Origin of the sequence: Candidatus Pelagibacter sp. Uisw_136, assembly GCF_047720275.1 — a bacterium.
Classification (GTDB): Bacteria; Pseudomonadota; Alphaproteobacteria; order Pelagibacterales; family Pelagibacteraceae; genus Pelagibacter.
The window spans coordinates 269455-285259 of the sequence record NZ_CP159812.1 but is presented as its reverse complement, the minus strand read 5'-3'; the positions used below and the strand labels follow the sequence as shown (position 1 = coordinate 285259).

Sequence of the window (15805 nt, the reverse complement as noted above, 5' to 3'; positions counted from 1 at the left end):
TAAATATTTAAGCATTAACAGGGGTAAAGTGTAAATTGTCAAAAAATATAAGTAATCTATCTGGTAGAATTGGTTTAAAGAAAAACCTATTTGAGAAAATCTCTGAAAGATCCCTAAACTCTAAAGATGCAAGTGGTATTCAAGAAATAGCTAATGAATATCATATGGGTGTATCTACTATTCATGGTGCAGAAAGTTTTTATGAATTTTTAAGGCCATCTCATAGAGCAAAGAAAGCCTTTGTTTGTAATGGAAGTGCTTGCATGTGTTCTGGAACGCAGGAACCTTTAAAGAAAAAATTAAAAGAAAAATTAGGTGATGACAAGGTTGGTGAAATGTTTTGTCTTGGTCACTGTTATGAAAATAAAGCGTTTCATTATGATGGTGAAAACTATGCTGGGAATGACATTGATAAAATTGATGAAATAATTAAAGGAGATAAAATTGAACAGGAAAAATTTTTCTCAAAAAGTTTTGCTTCAACAAGTTTTTTAATGGATGATAAGCTTTCAAATTTAGATCAATTTAAAGACATTTTAAATGAGTTTATCAATACAGATAAACAAGAAATTATAAAATCATTACTAGATTCAAATTTAACAGGTAGAGGTGGTGCTGGTTTTCCAGCTGGAATGAAATGGGATTTTTGTAGAAAAGCAGAATCTGAAAAAAAATATGTTATCTGCAATGCTGACGAAGGAGACTCTGGTGCATTTTCTGATAGATACTTATTAGAAGATCAGCCACTAAAAGTATTATTTGGAATGATCATCTGTGGTTATGTTATTGGAAGTAATGAAGGTGTTTTGTATATTAGAGGTGAATATCCAAAATCTATTGAAGCAATAAATGGATGTATTAATTCTTTGAAGAAGGAAGGATTATTAGGTAAAAATATTCTTGGAACAAATTTTTCTTTTGATCTAAATATTTGTATTGGACAAGGAGCGTACATATGTGGAGAAGAAACTGCTTTAATTGCATCAATTGAAGGAAGAAGAGCAGAAGTTGATGTCAGACCTCCCTTCCCTGTTACTGAAGGACTTTATAAAAAACCAACTGTTGTTAACAATGTTGAAACTTTAGCTGCCGCTACTGGTATACTTATTAATGGAGCAGAAAAATTTGCTGCAATTGGTAATAAAAAATCAGCAGGTACAAAATTAGTTTGTTTTGATAGTTTTTTTAATAATCCTGGTGTTTACGAAGTCGAAATGGGAACTCCAATGAAAAAAGTTTTGAACGATATTGGTGGAGGTTTTAAAGAACCTATTAAAGCACTACAAATTGGTGGCCCATTAGGTGGGGTTATTCCAATTTCCGAAGTAGAAAAATTAAATCTAGATTTTCAGGAATTTACTGCTGCTGGTTTCATGTTGGGACACGCAAGTATAGTAAGTATTCCAAAAGATTTCCCAATGGTTGATTATATTCATCATTTATTCGAATTCACAGCTGAAGAATCATGTGGAAAATGCTTCCCAGGTAGACTTGGTTCTTACCGTGGTAAGGAAATGTTTGATCAAGCAAAGAATAAAACTGCTAAAATTCCATTAAAGCTATTAAATGAACTGCTAGTAACAATGAAAAAAGGCTGTTTATGTGCTTTATGTGGTGCAATACCTACACCTATCATGAACATATTAAAATATTTTGGTGATGAAATGAAGGATGATATGGTCAAAGATAATTAATGAGCTCAGAAAAAAGAAAAATTGCATATATAGATGGTAAGCCATATGAAATTGGTCCTAACCATACTTCTGTTTTAAAATTTGTAGAAAGCTATCTTGGTGAAAAAAAGGTTCCGGCTTTATGTAACGATCCAAACTTAGCACCTTATGGAGCTTGTAGAGTTTGTTCAGTTGAGGTTGCTTTAGTTAAAGATGGTCCGACTAAAGTTGTAGCCTCATGTCATACACCAGTTGGTGAAAACCAACATATTTTTACAAACAATGAAAATTTAACGGCTTTAAGAAAAAATATTGTTGAACTAGTTTTAACTGACCATCCAATGGAATGTGGAACTTGTGAGGTTAATAATAACTGTGAACTTCAAGATGTTGCTAATGATTTAGGTATATCAGATCATAGATATAATGTGCCAAAACAACATAAAGGTATTCCAAGAGACACCTCTCATGATTATATGAGAATGAATTTAGATAACTGCATTAATTGTGGAAGATGTGTCAGAGCTTGTGATGAAATTCAAGGTTCATTTGTTTTAACAATGAGTGGAAGAGGATTTGAATCTAAGATTACAACAGATAATGATGCATTATTTGGAGACTCGTCTTGTGTATCTTGTGGAGCTTGTGCACACACTTGCCCAACAGATGCCATCTCAGATGTATATCAATCTAAATCAGTTGCTGTCGATGAAAAAGTAAGAACGACTTGTTCTTATTGTGGAGTTGGTTGTAATCTAGAAGCTTCAATTAAAGATAATAAAGTTGTTGCAATTTCTACTCCTAAAGAATCTGAAGTTAACGCAGGCCACACTTGTATTAAAGGAAGATATGCTTTTGGATTTTATGATCATCCTGACAGATTAAAAACTCCTTTAATTAAAAGGAATGGAAAATTTGAAGAAGCGTCATGGGATGAGGCGTATGATTTTATTAAAAAAGAATTAAATAGAATTACTAAAGCTAATGGACCAGATGCAGTTGCTGGTATTTCCTCAGCAAGATGTACTAATGAAGAAAATTATGTTTTCCAAAAAATGATTAGAGCAGCAATAGGAACTAATAATATTGATTGTTGTGCAAGAATTTGTCATTCACCTACCGCGTGGGGAATGCAACAAACATTTGGAACTGGAGCGGCTACAAATTCTACAGAAGATATTTACCATGCAGATTTATTTATGGTTATTGGAGCAAATCCAACAAATGCTCACCCAGTTACTGGTGCTAAAATTAAACAACAAGTAATGAAGGGTAAAAAATTAATTGTATTAGATCCAATTACTACTGAGCTTGCTAAACTTGCTGATTATCATATTAAACTTAGACCAGGAACAAATGTAGCCATATTAAATATGATGTTGCATTATATATTGAAAGCAAACCTTTATGACAAAGACTTTGTCAGAGATAGAACTGAAGGTTTTGCAAATTTCATTAAAGAAATTGAGAGACAAGATATGGATCATCTAGCAAAAGTTGCTGGTGTTGATAAACAGTTAGTTAAAGAAGCTGCAATTGCTTATGCAACCGCAAAAAACTCTATGGAATTCCATGGTTTAGGAGTTACAGAACAGGAGCAAGGATCTAAAACGGTAATGTTAATTGCTGATCTTGCAATGATTACAGGAAATATTGGTAGAAGAGGTGTTGGTGTTAATCCATTAAGAGGACAAAATAATGTCCAAGGTGCAGCTGATATGGGTTGTCAACCTCATCAAGGAGCTGGTTACTTTGAAGTGGCTGATGAAAAAGTTCAAAATTTCTACACTGAAAAATATGGAGTAGTACACCCAACAAAAGCAGGATTAAAAATTCCTGAAATGTTTGATGGGGCAATTAATAAAGATGTTAAAGCTGTCTGGATCATTGGAGAAGATATAGTTCAAACAGATCCTAACAGTGCACATGTTGTAGATGCTATGAATTCACTTGAGCTTTTAGTTGTACAAGAAATTTTTATGAGTGAGACAGCAAAACTTGCAACAGTAGTATTACCTGGAACAACTTTCTTAGAAAAAAATGGAACTTTTACTAATACAGAAAGAAGAATTCAAAGAGTAAATCGAGCCGTACCTCCTTTGCCTGGTACTAAAACAGATGGAACAATTGTAACAGACATGATGCAAAAATTAGGCTTTGATCAACCTGAATATGATGCCGATCAAGTTCTTGCAGAAATAGCTGATGTGGTTCCTTTCTTTAAAGGTGTAACAAGAGAAAGACTTGGTAAAATGGGATTACAGTGGCCAGTACAAGAAGATGGTACAGATACACAAATCTTACATGAAAAAACATTCAAATTAGGAAAAGGACAACTTAAAAATTTTGATTGGAAAGAATCTAATGAGATAGCTACGAATAAAAAAGATTATCCATTGATTTTAACAACTAGTAGAGTTCTTCAACATTATAATGCAGCTACTATGACAAGACGTACTAAAAATATTAATATAGTTTCTGAAGATTTATTACTAGTTCACCCTAATGATGCTAAAAAAAGAGAATTAAATACAGGTGACATAGGAAGACTTTATTCTGGACGAGGAGAAGTTGCTTTAAAAGTAGAGGTAACAGATAAAGTTAAAGAAGGAATTGTATTTACAACATTCCATTTTCCAGAGCACATGGTTAACATGGTAACTGGTCATGGAAAAGATGAAGAAACAATGTGTGCAGAATACAAAGTTTCTTCTGTGGAAATTCAAAAAATATCCAATCAATTTAAAACTGAAATTAAACCAAAAGAAAATCAAGCGGAAGTTAACTAATCGATAAAATGACAATTGGTTGGCATTTCGACAATAGTTATTCAAGATTACCAAAAACATTCAAAGAAGATATCAACCCTGTTGCTGTAAACTCACCAGAAATATTAATATTAAATAAAGATCTAGCAAATAAATTAAATCTAGATTTTTCAAATATTAATGATGACGATTTATCAAAAATTTTTTCAGGAAATATGCTACCTGAAGGATCCAACTCTATAGCGCAAGCCTACGCCGGTCACCAATTTGGTCATTTTACAATGCTTGGCGATGGAAGAGCTGTTTTGATTGGCGAACATCTTACCAAAAGTAATGAGCGATTTGATATACAATTTAAAGGTTCAGGTAGAACTCCATTCTCACGAGGTGGTGATGGTAGGGCTGTTTTAGGCCCAATGTTGAGAGAATATATAATAAGTGAAGCAATGCATTTTTTAAAAATACCTACCACTAGAAGTTTAGCAGTGGTTAAAACTGGTGAAGATGTGATTAGAGAGCAAATTTCGAAAGGTGCAATCCTTACAAGGGTAGCCTTAGGGCATATAAGGGTTGGAACATTTCAATACATTGCTGCAAAACAAAATATTAGTGATTTAGAAATCTTAATTAATTACACAATTGAAAAATACTACCCCAATATAAAATCATCAAAGAATAAAGCATTAGACTTACTGAACGTTTTAATCGAAAAACAAACCCAACTTGTAATTGACTGGATGCGTGTCGGTTTTATTCATGGAGTTATGAATACTGATAATATGTCTATATCTGCTGAAACAATAGATTATGGTCCATGTGCGTTTATGGATGCTTATGATCCTAAAACAATTTTTAGTTCAATAGATCAATTAGGTAGATACGCATATGATAATCAACCAAAAATTACCAAATGGAATTTAACAAGGTTTGCTGAATGTCTTATTCCTCTTATTAGTAAAAATGAAGAGGAAGCGATTAAATTAGCCACAGAAGCTTTAGATAAATTCGAAGAAAATTATGAAACAAAATGGTTAAATATGATGAGAGATAAACTTGGATTATATGGTGAAGATAAAGAAGATAAAAATTTAATTATGGAATTATTAAATTGGATGCAGAAAAATAAAGCAGACTATACAAATACCTTTATTTTTTTGATGAATAAGACAATTAAAAATTCTGAAGTTTATGTTAATGCCGACTTTGATTTATGGAAAATTAAATGGGTAAAAAGATTAGCAATGTTTGCTAATACCCATGATAAATCTATGGAGTTAATGAATTCTTCTAACCCAATGGTAATACCTCGTAACCATAAAGTTGAAGAAGCTTTAGCATTAGCAAGTAATGGTGATTTAACATTGTTTAATAGTTTAATAAAAATATTAAAAAATCCATATTTAGTTAATAGCGATGATTTAGAATTTATGTCACCTGCTCCACACAGCGATAAGAAATATCAAACTTTTTGTGGAACATAATACGTTATAATACGTAAGGTTCTGGTCTAGCTTCTTTACTAAATATTCTTTCAACATTAAAAGCGCTTACATCTATAGTTTGATAAGAACCTGTTGTTATAAGTTCTGTCAAAGCTCTGCCAATGCCAGGTGCTTGTTGTAATCCTCTTCCTGTGAAACCCGAAGCTATATATACATTTTCGTATTTAGGATGCTTACCAACAATAGCATTACTATCTAGTTGGTTATGATCATAAAATCCTGCCCAAGCACCAGTTAATTTAAGCTCTTCAAACATTGGAATTCTTTTTGCTAAAGCTGGCCATACCAACTCCTCAAAGTCATCCCAAGCAGGTTCAAGATTTGTTGCATCAAAAGTAGATTTTGGAGAACCAGCTAAATATTCTTTGCCCTCTGGCCTCCAATAAACACCAGTTGTTAAATCAGCAGATAAAGGCATTTCAGATATATATGTTGGGCACTTAACTCTGAAAACAGTGTGTTTTTGTGGAATAACAGGAATATCGTTTAATATTTTTTTAGTCCAACAACCTGCAGCAGAAATAATTATCTTAGCATTAATTTCTGATATTTCTTTTACTTCTCCCTTAATAAATTCAGCCCCAAGTTCCGTGGCCTTGCTTTTTAAAGCACTGTGAAACATAAAAGGGTCAATCCAACCCTCACTTTTATCATCTGTATAAGTGGCAGTTTCTATACCTTCATCGTTAATGTAAGAAAAAACCTTGGATAATTCTGAACCTTTTATATTTTTTGTTCCAGCTCCACACTCTTTATGGTTTTCTAACGCTCTATACTGTTCCTCTGCATGCTCAGGTCCAAACATTAATAAGTAACCATTTGGTACCATACTAGCTGTAGGGTTAGGATTTTTTTTAGTTTTGAGTAATTCTGGTATTTGAAAAATAAAATCTCTTGCAAATTTACCTAACAAAATATTTTCTTTTTGAAAAAATTGTCTCCTAAAGCCACCCAGGGATAAAGGGAATGAGGCTTCTTTGTATGATGGATCTTTTTCTATAACTTTAACTTTTCGACCTTCTTTAGATAGAAAATAAGCTGTCGCAACTCCAATGATACCACCGCCAATTATTACAACATCGTCCATAATTAATTTAAAATAAATAAACTTAAGTTAAGAATTAATGCGTAAAAACACCAAAGTAAATAAGGAATCATTAAATAATAACTTACTAAAGTTATTTTCTTAAATCTTTGCATTAATAAAATTATTAAAGCTATTAAAATAATTAAAACTAGTAATGCTAATAAAATTTTATGAAAAACAAAAAATACTATACTCCAAGTTGTATTAAAAATTAAATGAACGATATAAATATAAATCGTATCTATGTCTCTTTTTTTACTATGCCAAAAAGACCATATGGCAATAGTCATCATTAAATATAGTGTTGTCCAAACAGGTGCAAAGATCCAGCTTGGTGGATTGTATGATGGCTTTATCAATAATGAATACCAAGGCTCTTTAAATCCAATAGTTGCAATACCTCCAATAACAGATGCCGAGTAAGTTATTATTGCAAATAATAAAAAAGATAAAAATTTGTTTTTTAACATAATCATATTATACATTACTTAATGAATGATAAAAAAGTAATTTGGATCACTGGCGCTAGTAGTGGAATTGGTAGGTCTTTAGCTCTAAAATTTGCTAAAGAAGGATGGACAGTTGCTGCCTCAGCTAGACGAGAAAACTTATTACAAGAGTTGCATACTGAGAATGAAAATATCCATTCATTTCCTTTAGATGTTACAAATACAGAACAATGTAAAGCTGTCTTCAATGATATTGTAAAAAAATTTGAAAATATCGATATATGTGTGTTCAGTACTGGCACGCATGATCCGAAATCAGAAAAAAGATTCAACTTAGATAAAATAAGAGAAATAATGGAAGTTAATTATTTTGGAACAATGAATTCAATTAATTCGGTCTATGACTATTTCTCTGAAAAAAAAGAGGGCCATATATCTATAATGTCTTCTGTTGCAGGCTACAGAGGATTACCTGCCGCTGGTGCATATTGTGCTTCAAAATCAGCGCTTACTAGTTTTGCAGAAAGTTTATATTTTGAAATGAAAAGAGTAAACGTGCGCGTTTCATTAATCAGTCCTGGTTTCATAAAAACACCTTTGACTGATCAAAATGACTTTCCAATGCCCATGATCAAAACCCCAGAATTTGCTGCAGATGAAATTTATAAAGGCTTAGTAATTAAAAAAGGGTTTGAAATACATTTCCCAAAAGCCTTTACATATTTTTTAAAATTTCTTCAGATGCTACCTAGTAGTTTATATTTTAAACTAGTTGCTAGAGGTATGAAGAAGATTGATTATTAATTTCTTTTAAAGAAAACTGTCAATTCACCAACTTTAAATCCAAACTTTGTAAGTGTGGCTCGATTAATTGCTACATCTTCATCTTGTTTAAAAATCCAATCATCAAAAGAAACTTTAATGTTCTTTCCTTTAAATGGGACCATTAAGTCATATTCAAATTTAAAAGCTGACCCATATTGGTAACCTTTAGCAGTTCCTACAACATCAGGTGCAGATCCTTCATAATAATTTTGATCAATCTTTTTGATTTTCCATATTCGATTTTGTTTTTCTCCATCTGTCCAATAAAAATCTTCTTTAAGAGTTAAAATATCTCCTTCAAAACTACCTGTCATATCTGCTTTAAATTGTCTAGTAACCTTACCACTACGATCTTGTAATAGACCCCATGCTTTAACAGGACCTTCAAAGTATTTCTCTATAGTCATTGACGGTTCTGTATTTTTAAAATCTGTTGGTTTCATAGAGTTATTGTTTATACAACTTACCGTAAAGAATAAAGCAATTATTAATACCGTTAATTTAAATTTCTTAAAGTTTATCATGTCTCTCCTATTGTTATTTATTTTGTAATGAAAATTGAATTAGATCTATATTTTTTGATTTAAAGCCAGCCTCACAATAAGACAGGTAAAATTCCCACATTCTTTTAAATGTTAAATCAAAACCTTGCTCTTTAATCAAATCCCACTTTTTGTTAAATATCTCTCTCCAAATAATCAAAGTATCAGAGTAATGATTGGCATATGAATTGTATTCATCAAACTTTAAACCATTAGTATCAACATAATTTTGTAATTCATTTCTAGAAGGTAAAAAACCTCCAGGAAAAATATATTTTTGGATAAAGTCCTGTTTATTTTTATATCTATCAAACAAGTTATCATCGATAGTTATAGCTTGAATACCCACTGTGCCTGATGAAGTTAGATTATTCTTGATTGTGTTAAAATAGCTATCTAAATAGTTTTGTCCTACTGCCTCTATCATTTCTATAGATGCTATATGATCATATTTACTCTTTAAATCTCTATAATCTTTTATTTCAATATTTACTTTTTCATTAAGTCCACATTTATGGATTCTTTCTTTTGCAAATTCAAATTGCTTTTTTGAAATGGTGATACAATCTAATTTAACATCATAATTAGTGCCCAGGTATTCTGCAAATCCCCCCCAACCACAACCAATTTCTAAAATTTTACTTCCATTTGTTGGTTTTAAAAGATCAATCAATTTTTGGTATTTATTATTCTGAGCATTGAAAAGATCTTGCTTAGGGTTCTCAAATATAGCGCTGGAATAAGTTAAGGTTTTATCAAGCCATAAAGAAAAGAAATCATTTCCCAAATCATAGTGTTTTGCGATGTTTTCTTTGCTTCGGTTTTTGGTATTTTTTATAATTTTATTTTTTAAAAAATTAATGAATGGTAAATCAAAAATACCTGAAAATTTATAAATAATATTTATATTTTTTGCAGTTAACTCAATTAAATCAGATAGGTTATTTGTTATAAAAAAATCTTTCATATAAGATTCACCTAATCCAACACTACCACTTTTAATCAGATTATAATTAAGGCTTTCATCTTTAATTTCTAAGAAAACTTTTAAATTATCATCTGGATTACCAAATTTTAAAACCTCTCCATTAACTTTTTTAATTTCAAGAAAACCATGCTTAATATTTTTTAATGCATTGAATACGATTGAATCAGAAATTTTATAAATTAACATAAATTCTTATTATATTTTTTAATTTTTATTTAAACGGGAACTTAATTCTTTTTATTTGAGAATTAAATGACGCAAAATTGCAGATAAAGTAAGAGGTTTAAGGTGATTTATTAGTAAAGTTTAGTCATCAACTTCAGCCAATAAGGATGCATTACCACCCATAGCTGCTGTGTTATTTGATATACTTTGCTCATAACATAGTCTTTTCAGGTATTCAGGCCCCCCTGCCTTAGGTCCTGTTCCAGATTTTTCAAAGCCACCAAATGGCTGTACACCAACAACGGCTCCAATCATATTTCTATTAATATAAATGTTTCCAACTTCTGCTTTAGAAACGATTTTATCAATAGTTTTATCTAATCTACTATGGATACCTAATGTTAAACCAAAACCTAAATCATTAATGTCATCAATTAATTTATTTAATTCTGAAGCTTTATATTTAACAATATGTACTACAGGACCAAAAACTTCATTTTTTAAATCACTTAATCTTTTTATTTCTATTAAAGTTGGTGGAATGAAATATCCTAAATCATTTTGAAAATTTGTTTGATAAACATTATCAAAATTATCAATATGTTTTTTTATACTATTGTAAGCCTCCTCATCAATTACTGGTCCAATATCTGTTGAAAGTTTTTCTGGGTTTCCAATATCTTGAGTATTCATTGCACCAATTAATGTTTCTTTAATTTTTTTGTATACATTTTCTTCTACGCATAAAATTCTACAAGCTGAACATCTTTGTCCAGCACTATCAAATCCCGAATTCACAACATCTTTAACAACATGCTCTGGTAAAGCTGAGCTATCAACAATCATACAATTTAAACCACCTGTTTCTGCAATAAAATTAGTAATACTTTCTTGTTTTTGTAAGTTTGATTGGATAATTTTTGCTGTATTTAGAGAGCCAGTAAATAAAACATTTCTAAGTTTTTTATCATTAATAACTTTGTTGGAAATTAATGCACCGTCACCCAAGATCAAGGCAATTGAATTTTTAGGTAATCCTGCTTTTAATAAAAGTTTAATTATAAAATATGCTGCATAAGAAGATTGTTCTGCAGGTTTCGTTAAAACAACATTACCAGTAATTAGTGCAGCTATTGTTTGTCCTACAAATATTGCTATAGGAAAATTCCATGGGCTAATTACTAAAGTTAATCCCTTTCCTATTAATCTATATCTATTAAGTTCACCTGTTGGACCTTTAAGAATTTGTTCTTTAAATATTAGGTTTGCTTCATTAGAATAGTACCTGCAAAAATCAACAGCCTCTCTAATTTCAGCTATAGAATTTTTAATACTTTTGCCAGATTCTTGTGCACATATTTCAATTATTTCCTTAAAATTTTCTTCAATTAAATTGGCAAAATTTAAAATAATTTCTGATTTTTTTTTAATTGGAAAATTTTTCCAATATATAGAATAATCTTTTAGACTATTAATTGCTTCATCAACGATTTGATCTGTAGCAAAATATTTTGAACCTAATAAGGTAAAATCACTTGGTGAAATAATATCGAATTTTTTATCAGATTTTTTGTCTTCGCCATTTATAATTGAAAATGCATTTATATTATTTAGTTTTTTTATAACTTTATAATTATTAATCACAGATTCTTCGCTTATATCCAGACCTTTTGAATTATCTCTATTGCCAAAAATGCTCACTGGTAAAGGAATTTTATCAGTTTTTAACTTATCTAGCTTCAAAAGTGGTGATTGAATCAATTTATCAATATCAAAATTTTTGGATTTTAACTGATGGATAAAAGATGTATTCGCACCATTTTCTAATAACCTTCTAACTAAATATGGCAATAAATCCTTATAGCCTCCTACTGGAGCATATACTCTACATTTAAAATCAGGTTTATTTTCTAAAAATGAATATATTTCATCACCCATCCCATGTAATTTTTGGAATTCAAAATTTCTATTTTCAAAAAGAGTATGAATATAAGAAATACTATGTGCATTATGAGTGGCAAATTGTGAAAAGATATTTTTGTTTACTAATAGTTTATGTGCACAAGCTAGATAAGATATGTCTGTAGCAAATTTTTTTGTAAAAACAGGATAGTTTTTAAAACCTTCTTCTTGAGCAATTTTGATTTCTGTATCCCAATATGCACCTTTGACTAATCTAATATTAATTTTTTTATCAACACTATGTAAATAATCATTGAGCCAATCTAATAAGAAAAATGTTCTTTTTTGATATGCTTGAATAGCAAATCCAAAACCATGATAAACATTGTCAATTAATTTGCTTTCAATAATATCTTTAAACATGAAAAGTGATAAATTTAGTCTATCAGCTTCCTCAGCATCAATACAAATATCTACTTTATTTTCTCTACCTAATTCCACAAGTTTAAAAATTTTTGGTAATAGTTCTTTTTTTAGTAAATCAAATTTGTTTCTTTCATATCTTGGGTGTAATGATGATAGCTTAATTGAAATACTTTTTTTATGTGGATTTAAACTTTTTCCTGTCTGTAAGATAGCTTCTTCATATTGACTGTAATATCTTTCTGAATCTTCATAAGTTACTGCTGCTTCACCAAGCATATCAAATGAAAAAGTGTATTTATCATTTTTTTTATTATCACTTTGTTTAATTGCTTTTTTTATATCTCTCTCAAATACAAATTGTTTAGCTAAAATATTTATTGCTTGTTTAATGGCATTTCTTAATAGTGGACCAGATAGATTTTTAACCATCTTGACTAAAATATTTTTATTTTCTTGAGGTTTTTCTTCTACTATTTTTCCTGTTAACAAAAATGCTATAGAAGAAATGTTTACAAAAACATCATTTTCATTCTTTATGTGTTTATTCCAATCTCCGATGGGAATTTTATCTTCAATTAAATCATTTATAGTTGCGGCATCAGGTATTCTAAGTAATGCTTCTGCTAAACACATTAAAACAACACCTTCGTTACTAGTCAATGAAAACTCATGTATTAATTTAGCAAATGAGCTTATTTCTTTATAATTTATTGCGCTGTCTATGATTTGACGTGAAAGGTTATCAATTTTACTGTGATTAATTTCTGAAAAGTTTCCAATTGTTTTTATTAAATGATTATTAACCAATGAAGCTTGGTCAGTATATTTGTGTTTGAATATATGATTCATAATAGATAATTTTGCTGATAAACAACTAGAAAATTAGACTAAAATGACTAAAAATAATTACTGTATTAATGAAAATAGTAGAATTAATTGCTTATAAATATATTTGAAATAGTAAATAATATGGTGTATTAGAAATTATCGGTAAATTTTACTATGATAGATAAAATAGATAAACAGTTAATCTCACTACTGGCAAAAAATGCACAAACTACACTTAGTGAGCTAGCAAAAGCTGTTAACCTATCAATTTCACCATGCCAAAGTAGAATCAAAAAATTAGAACAACAAGAATATATTCTTGGCTATCATGCTCATATAAATTTTAAAAAGTTAGAAAAGGCACACATAGCCTTTGTTCAAATTTCTTTGTCAGATACACGAGCTAAAGCACTAGATCAATTTAATTCTGAGGTAAGAAAATTAGAAGCCGTTGAACAATGCCATATGATTGCAGGAAACTTTGATTATTTATTAAAAGTTAGAACTAACAATATAAACACATATCGTTTATTATTATCTGAAAAAATATCCTCATTACCTAATGTTGCATCTACTTCTACATTTGTTTCTATGGAAAGTGTAAAAGAATAATCCATAAAATATCCTTAATTTAGTAATTCATATTAATTTTCAATAGAAATATTGTTTTTAACTTTAATTTTTTTTTTTATAAATTTAATTCCTTTTGTCCATAGTTTAAATGCCTCAAAATGTATTGCGATAATAATCTTAAATGTCATCAATGGATGTCTTAAATAAGCTTTCATAAGGTTGTAATTATTTAATTCGCTTTTAATACCATCTTGTGAAGCATATAATATTTTGCCAACTGGATCATTCAAGTCAATTATTACAGATATTTTATTACCAGGTTTCAATAGTCTGAAAAAATAAATGCAATTCATTTCAATAAACGGAGATACATGAAATTTTTTCTTACACACATGTTGAATCAGATTTTGGTCTTTTTTAGTTTTAAAAACATAAACATGCTGTTCACCAAATGTGTTCTTAACTTCATATAAAATAGATATTAAATCTGAATTTTTGTCATACACATAAAAAACACTTAACGGATTAAACACATACCCAAATATCCTTGGATAACATAAAAGTTTAATTTGAACATCGTTAGTATCAATATCATTTCTTTTGAGATTAACTAAAACCCAGTCCTTAAGAGAACTTCCATCTCTTGCTCCATGGTCCTTATCAAAGAAACTAATAATATTTAATTTATTATATGAGAATATCTTTAAGGTTTTGTCCAATAGGTTTATTTCTGATAAATCTATAAGTAGTGAAAATACTCTGTAATTGAAGCTATGAATTTTGGGTTTAAACCTTTTATGAATTACATTTCCTGTATAAATATAAGAATTTTTAATCATTAAGTGTTTTTAGCATATCAATAGACGACTTTATTCCATCCTCATGAAAACCATAACCAAAATAACTGCCACAAAATAAAATATTTTTTTTATTTTGAATTTTGTGTAGATTACTTTGATTAGTTAACGCTTCTGTATCGTAATAAGGATGAGTAAATGCTACCTTTTTAAATATCTTATTATTTGGAATTTCTTTAAATGGATTTATCGTTAAAAAAATATCTCTATCTATCTTTAAATTTTGAAGCTGATTTATCCAATATGTTACAGCTGTCTTTTCATTATTAGCTGAATCCATTGAAGAATTCCAAGCACACCATGCTTTTTTATTTTTAGGCATAATACTTTCATCAAAATGTATTACTGCAGTGTTAGCTCTATATTTAAATTTTTTCAATATTGACTCCTCATCTAGAGTTGGATTGTCAATTATCTTTAATGCTTCATCTGCATGGGTCGCTATTACAACTTTATCATAATCAAAGAACTCATTTTCTTCTCCATAAAAAATCTTAACACCTAAATCATTTCTGGTAATTTTATTTATATTGTAATTCTTAAAATGTTCACCACTAACTTGACCTATTATCTTATCAACATAAGTTTTACTTCGATTTGCAACTGTAAACCACTGAGGTCTATCTTTAATTTTAAATAGTCCATGATTCTTAAAAAAACTTAAAAAAAAAGATAATGGCATTTGTGTTGCTTCAAAAGGTGGCATCGACCATATTGCAGATACCATTGGTATAATATGATAATTAATAAAATAATCTGAAATTTTTATTTCTTTTAAATATTCTCCTAATGTTATTGATTTAATTTTTTTAATTTCTATTTTTTCACAGTTTTTATAAAAACTTAAAATTTCAAAAAACATTTTTATGAATTTTAGATTAAATAAGTTTTTTTTATTGGAAAAAATTCCACTTAATCCTTTTCCACAATATTCTAAGTCACTATTTTCTACAGTGACAGAAAATGACATATCACTTTTTTCAATCTCTATTTTATTTTCTGAAAAAAAATTAATTAAATTTGGATATGTTTGCTTATTAAAAACCATAAATCCAATATCTATTGGAATTTCTTTATTAGGTTTGTAAGCGACCTTTATTGTATTTGCATGGCCACCAAACTGATTTTCTTTTTCAAACAAATCTACTTTATGTTTTTTTGATAGATAGTAAGCAGCACTCAATCCTGATATGCCCGCACCCACTACAGCAATTTTCATC

Annotated in this window: 12 protein-coding genes; 5 read left to right on the top strand and 7 right to left on the bottom strand. The window is 29.4% G+C overall.

Annotated features, from left to right (window positions below; genetic code table 11):
- The first annotated feature begins 35 nt into the window (after positions 1-35).
- Genes ABXT53_RS01425 through ABXT53_RS01415 form a run of 3 tightly spaced genes read left to right on the top strand, consistent with a single transcriptional unit; the run spans position 36 to position 5922 of the window.
- On the top strand, positions 36-1694 hold the full coding sequence (locus tag ABXT53_RS01425; RefSeq protein ID WP_415290892.1) for an NADH-ubiquinone oxidoreductase-F iron-sulfur binding region domain-containing protein: 1659 nt from the start codon (positions 36-38) through the stop codon (positions 1692-1694).
- Positions 1694-4462, top strand: coding sequence for a formate dehydrogenase subunit alpha (gene fdhF / locus ABXT53_RS01420; protein WP_415290891.1), 2769 nt, complete (start codon positions 1694-1696; stop codon positions 4460-4462). The genes ABXT53_RS01425 and fdhF overlap by 1 nt, the downstream gene beginning before the upstream one ends.
- An 8-nt stretch (positions 4463-4470) precedes the next feature.
- On the top strand, positions 4471-5922 hold the full coding sequence (locus ABXT53_RS01415; protein WP_415290890.1) for a protein adenylyltransferase SelO: 1452 nt from the start codon (positions 4471-4473) through the stop codon (positions 5920-5922).
- A 4-nt stretch (positions 5923-5926) separates the two neighbouring features.
- Here ABXT53_RS01415 and ABXT53_RS01410 read toward each other — a convergent pair whose 3' ends face one another.
- Both ABXT53_RS01410 and ABXT53_RS01405 read right to left on the bottom strand, forming a co-directional pair.
- The gene (locus ABXT53_RS01410; protein ID WP_415290889.1) at positions 5927-7030 is read right to left on the bottom strand and encodes an NAD(P)/FAD-dependent oxidoreductase; all 1104 of its coding nucleotides are present in this window, start codon (positions 7028-7030) and stop codon (positions 5927-5929) included.
- A 2-nt stretch (positions 7031-7032) separates the two neighbouring features.
- On the bottom strand, positions 7033-7500 hold the full coding sequence (locus tag ABXT53_RS01405; protein ID WP_415290888.1) for a TspO/MBR family protein: 468 nt from the start codon (positions 7498-7500) through the stop codon (positions 7033-7035).
- A 21-nt stretch (positions 7501-7521) separates the two neighbouring features.
- Between ABXT53_RS01405 and ABXT53_RS01400 the strand changes: the two genes are divergently transcribed.
- Positions 7522-8283, top strand: coding sequence for an SDR family NAD(P)-dependent oxidoreductase (locus tag ABXT53_RS01400; RefSeq protein ID WP_415290887.1), 762 nt, complete (start codon positions 7522-7524; stop codon positions 8281-8283).
- Here the strand turns inward: ABXT53_RS01400 and ABXT53_RS01395 are convergent.
- The 3 genes from ABXT53_RS01395 to putA form a co-directional block, all read right to left on the bottom strand.
- A complete protein-coding gene (locus ABXT53_RS01395; RefSeq protein ID WP_415290886.1) occupies positions 8280-8828 on the bottom strand; it encodes a DUF3833 domain-containing protein in 549 nt (182 codons plus the stop codon). The genes ABXT53_RS01400 and ABXT53_RS01395 overlap by 4 nt on opposite strands.
- A gap of 13 nt (positions 8829-8841) precedes the next feature.
- Complete coding sequence (locus ABXT53_RS01390) at positions 8842-10020, bottom strand: class I SAM-dependent methyltransferase (RefSeq protein WP_415290885.1); 1179 nt, start codon at positions 10018-10020, stop codon at positions 8842-8844.
- A gap of 120 nt (positions 10021-10140) precedes the next feature.
- Positions 10141-13176 carry a bifunctional proline dehydrogenase/L-glutamate gamma-semialdehyde dehydrogenase PutA gene (putA, locus tag ABXT53_RS01385; RefSeq protein ID WP_415290884.1) on the bottom strand — a complete coding sequence of 1012 codons (3036 nt, stop codon included), beginning with the start codon at positions 13174-13176 and terminating at the stop codon, positions 10141-10143.
- Positions 13177-13329: 153 nt separating this feature from the next.
- Here putA and ABXT53_RS01380 point away from each other — a divergent pair, with 153 nt between their 5' ends.
- Positions 13330-13767, top strand: a complete 438-nt coding sequence (locus ABXT53_RS01380; RefSeq protein ID WP_415290883.1) for an Lrp/AsnC family transcriptional regulator — start codon at positions 13330-13332, stop codon at positions 13765-13767.
- A gap of 32 nt (positions 13768-13799) precedes the next feature.
- Here ABXT53_RS01380 and ABXT53_RS01375 read toward each other — a convergent pair whose 3' ends face one another.
- Together ABXT53_RS01375 and ABXT53_RS01370 are read right to left on the bottom strand one after the other, a co-directional pair.
- Complete coding sequence (locus ABXT53_RS01375; RefSeq protein ID WP_415290882.1) at positions 13800-14567, bottom strand: DUF1365 domain-containing protein; 768 nt, start codon at positions 14565-14567, stop codon at positions 13800-13802.
- Positions 14560-15804, bottom strand: coding sequence for an NAD(P)/FAD-dependent oxidoreductase (locus tag ABXT53_RS01370; protein ID WP_415290881.1), 1245 nt, complete (start codon positions 15802-15804; stop codon positions 14560-14562). The genes ABXT53_RS01375 and ABXT53_RS01370 overlap by 8 nt, the downstream gene beginning before the upstream one ends.
- Between the last annotated feature and the right edge of the window lies 1 nt (position 15805).

Coding starts and splice junctions, on each gene's coding strand:
- ABXT53_RS01400 (WP_415290887.1), top strand. CDS start 7,522: ATGAATGATAAAAAAGTAATTTGGATCACTGGCGCTAGTAGTGGAATT.
- ABXT53_RS01380 (WP_415290883.1), top strand. CDS start 13,330: ATGATAGATAAAATAGATAAACAGTTAATCTCACTACTGGCAAAAAAT.
- ABXT53_RS01415 (WP_415290890.1), top strand. CDS start 4,471: ATGACAATTGGTTGGCATTTCGACAATAGTTATTCAAGATTACCAAAA.
- fdhF (WP_415290891.1), top strand. CDS start 1,694: ATGAGCTCAGAAAAAAGAAAAATTGCATATATAGATGGTAAGCCATAT.
- ABXT53_RS01375 (WP_415290882.1), bottom strand. CDS start 14,567: ATGATTAAAAATTCTTATATTTATACAGGAAATGTAATTCATAAAAGG.
- ABXT53_RS01370 (WP_415290881.1), bottom strand. CDS start 15,804: ATGAAAATTGCTGTAGTGGGTGCGGGCATATCAGGATTGAGTGCTGCT.
- ABXT53_RS01395 (WP_415290886.1), bottom strand. CDS start 8,828: ATGATAAACTTTAAGAAATTTAAATTAACGGTATTAATAATTGCTTTA.
- putA (WP_415290884.1), bottom strand. CDS start 13,176: ATGAATCATATATTCAAACACAAATATACTGACCAAGCTTCATTGGTT.
- ABXT53_RS01390 (WP_415290885.1), bottom strand. CDS start 10,020: ATGTTAATTTATAAAATTTCTGATTCAATCGTATTCAATGCATTAAAA.
- ABXT53_RS01410 (WP_415290889.1), bottom strand. CDS start 7,030: ATGGACGATGTTGTAATAATTGGCGGTGGTATCATTGGAGTTGCGACA.
- ABXT53_RS01405 (WP_415290888.1), bottom strand. CDS start 7,500: ATGTTAAAAAACAAATTTTTATCTTTTTTATTATTTGCAATAATAACT.